2 protein-coding genes are annotated in these 2,169 nt (G+C 42.4%); both read left to right on the top strand.

Annotated elements, in window-relative coordinates; genetic code table 11:
* The first annotated feature begins 231 nt into the window (after positions 1-231).
* Positions 232-648, top strand: a complete 417-nt coding sequence (locus tag JV36_RS0104745) for a hypothetical protein (RefSeq protein ID WP_032096971.1) — start codon at positions 232-234, stop codon at positions 646-648.
* Positions 649-1,196: 548 nt separating this feature from the next.
* Positions 1,197-1,505, top strand: coding sequence for a hypothetical protein (locus JV36_RS0104735; protein WP_032096973.1), 309 nt, complete (start codon positions 1,197-1,199; stop codon positions 1,503-1,505).
* The last annotated feature ends 664 nt before the right edge of the window (positions 1,506-2,169 follow it).

Raw genomic sequence — 2,169 nt, 5'->3', positions numbered from 1 at the left:
CTTAGTGGCTGATTGAGAAATGTCATATAACAAAAAAATTAAGCACGCCCGCTGTGCGGGCTGGGACGCAAACACGCAGGGCGGCTTCGCCATTATGCCCTACGTGTCTGCGCCCCTTATTTAAAAGTTATATTTCTCAGGCTGGTTTGGTGTATAAATAACTCACACTTGACACTGTTTATTTATACAGTAATATAGCTTTAATTAACTGAATAATTGAAGGTATTTAACATGAGCAGTAGAAGTGACGACGATGCATTGTTTTTCATTCTAGTAGTTTTTGCTATTGGTTTAGGTTTCCTTACTTACAAATTCTCTAATCTTATTGGAGTTGATTGGGAAACAGGTCTTGAGATGATTGGTAAAATGACGTTGGTATTGGTTGTATGGGGAGTGTGGAAAAAATTTAACCCATATAGTGACACCACACTTTGGCCAGTAGCACTTGCGGGTTTGTTTTGGGCTTGGTTTCCTGCTTTAGATGTATGGGCTTATCAAGAGAATAGTTTTTCTTCTTTAGGCTCATATTCATACCAAAAAACGGCAGTTGAGATTGCTTGGTTTGGACAATGGTATTCTAAAGCGTTAATACTTTTAACAACAATATTTGGTGGTTACTTTATCGACGGTAAAGTAAGAGAAATATAACAAGGCCATTATGGCAGGGACGCAAAATGCTTGGCTTGCTCTCCTTCGTCGCCAAGTTTAGCCAAGCATTTGTGCGCCCCATATGGCGGCGTTATGTGCTTCCCGTAAATTGACAAACCAAATCGTTCATTTATTCTACAACACATGGGTGGTGCGGAGAAAACAATGGATATTATAACTTTTGCAACTTTTTTCGTTATCTCTGCATGCTTAGGTATCGCGGCGTTAATGATATTTGAGCCTAAATGGGCTCAAATTAGCTACGTCACTTGGTCACGTCCAAAAAAACTAATATTTTCAACTGCATTGCATTTGCCACTAGTCTTTTTCTTAGAAGGCTCATGGCTAATCCTTTTGCCTACTTTTATATTTATGAGCTTCATAACGCTAGATAGGCAGAAACATTTCATTAGTTTCAAGCTACGCATCTAACAATCCGCTGTAGTCGGTCGCAAGCTCCCTGGGACAATAACACGTAGGCTCCCTGCGCTTCGCTTGGTATTTTAGCCTACGTGTTACTGCCCCTAAGCGGGGCGTTAGGAGTCAGGATGGAAACTGATAATACAGTGAATTGTTGTAAGCACGGTGAACAACAAGCTACTTTTGTGTGCCAGCATCTCATGGACAGTATGACAACGAAGAACAAAGTAGGTTACAACTCAGCACCAGAATCAGACGACAACAAAAGACCAGATGCTTGGTGCAATCAATGTGAAGTTAAACGATTAGAATGTGGTGGTGACTGGAATGAAGAGTCTGAAGCATTCGCGAATATAAAGTTAGTTTGCGGCTGTTGCTACGACCAAGCGAAAGTAATCAACACCTCTAGTAAAAGTTGGTGGAAGTTTTGGCATTGACACCTAACAAAAAAATTAAGTCACTCACTTCGTTCGCTGGGACGCATACACGTGGGCTGCTTCGCATTTTAGCCCACATGTCTGCGCCCCTTATTTAAAAGTTAGGCGTCATTTACTTACAGCACTAAAAAGTGGATTCAACAGTGACATTCCAGCATCAAGGTTGTTTCGCTAGGTTGTCTTTACGGCTTACTTTTCGGTAGTTTCAACAGCTTTAGCAACGCCCTTTTCGTCAACTCAGCAACGCCAGCATTCTGCATCTCCAGTTGTTTAAACTCGCTCTTTTATCCGCCAATGTCGTTAACATCTGGCTTTTCACACAGGGTTGTTTTATCTTAAATTCAATAATTTAAACGCGCGGCCTAATTGGCTAGTGGTGGCAGCAAAGCTGCGTACTCTAAGTTGTACGCCTAACAAAACGCTGTTGGCACTCCCTCCGGTCGCTGGGACGCTAACACGGGGCCGCTTCGCGATTATAGCCCCATGTTAGCGCCCCAAAGCTTAGTGTTGGTATGACTCCCCTTGTCAATAAAAACCGAGAGTCTCCCTGACATTTTTTCGGTCCATAATCAGCTGCTCTCTTGCTCTAAATAAATGAGCTAACGCACCGGATGAGGCAGTAATGTCGTCGGTTGTCATGCTGGTATTCGTGGATTATTCATCT

The sequence above is a fragment of the Alteromonas sp. LOR genome, from assembly GCF_000753865.1.
GTDB lineage: Bacteria > Pseudomonadota > Gammaproteobacteria > Enterobacterales > Alteromonadaceae > Alteromonas.
Note: the sequence above shows the minus strand (reverse complement) of the source record. Positions and strands in the feature narration are given on the sequence as shown.